The following is a 1,090-nucleotide window of genomic DNA, read 5'->3' as shown; positions in this document are numbered from 1 at the left end:
AGGAAAGGTAATGCAAGTTATTTTATTTACACAAAATAGTGCATTAAACAATATTTGGAGAAGCTATTTTACTGGCAATAGCGATGTGAAATTTATACATAATAGAAAAGAGTTTTTTTCTCATATAAATGATGATGTTGATATTATAGGCATTGATATTGATGTTTTTAAAGATAATATTGATGATGTTATAAAAAATATAATTGAAAATTCTCCAAATATAAAAATACTCATACTCTCAAATAGGCCAACGATAAACGAAGGCAAGCATCTGCTTACGCTTGGAATCAAGGGCTATGCAAATTCTCACATGAGAAAGACACACTTTGAAGATGCTTTTGAAGCTATTTTTAATGGAAATATATGGCTTTACCAAGAATTTGTTCAGGCAATGATTAGTGAGCTAACCGGCTCATATATTAATAGTGAAAGTGAAAAGGTAGACAAAAGGACCGACCTCTCTGAGCTTAGTTCAAGAGAAAGAGAAATTGCAGATTTAATCTATCAGGGTCTAACAAATAATGAAATTTCAGAAAAAACAGGCATTACACTAAGAACAGTCAAAGCACATACAAGCTCGATTTATAGTAAGCTAAATGTAAAGGATAGAATAGGGCTTGTGCTTTTAATGAAGCAGCTTGACGCATAAAATCTTGACTTATTTTTTGAAAAATTAAGATTCTTCTTCAAAAACTATAAATTTTTTATATATACGCCCACAAGAAATACCTACACAACTTTTACTAGCTGAAGAATACAATAAATATAAAATTTTCAAATAAAAAATGATTTGCTAAAATCTTAAATAAAAAATTCTAGCAAATTTATTAATAGCCGAGATAAGAAATTAGAAACTTTAGTCTTCCAAATCGATATCTACTTTTTCAACATTTGTTATGATGTCTTTTGTATTTTTTTCGATATCGTGTTTATTTTTTTCAATAAGTGATCTATTTTGTCCAATCAAATCCCTATTTTCTTTAATACCATCACTATTTTGTTCAATTAATTTGCTAAGAGTTGATATTCTTTTCTCATAACGTATCATTAGAAAATAAATTACGTAAATTAGTAATAAAATTATCGCCCA

At 28.0% G+C, this 1,090-nt stretch carries 2 protein-coding genes; one reads left to right on the top strand and one right to left on the bottom strand.

Annotation, left to right across the window (positions count from 1 at the left end):
* Nucleotides 1-649: response regulator transcription factor (locus tag FZ949_RS01580; RefSeq protein WP_316246159.1), on the top strand; the 649-nt coding region annotated here is incomplete at its 5' end.
* 207 nt (nucleotides 650-856) lie between these two features.
* Here FZ949_RS01580 and FZ949_RS01575 read toward each other — a convergent pair.
* On the bottom strand, nucleotides 857-1,090 hold a 234-nt coding region (locus tag FZ949_RS01575; protein ID WP_148790050.1), incomplete at its 5' end, for a flagellar biosynthesis protein.

The sequence above is a fragment of the Campylobacter concisus genome (assembly GCF_902460545.1).
Lineage (GTDB): Bacteria > Campylobacterota > Campylobacteria > Campylobacterales > Campylobacteraceae > Campylobacter_A > Campylobacter_A concisus_AE.
This window is presented reverse-complemented; position numbering and strand designations above follow the sequence as displayed.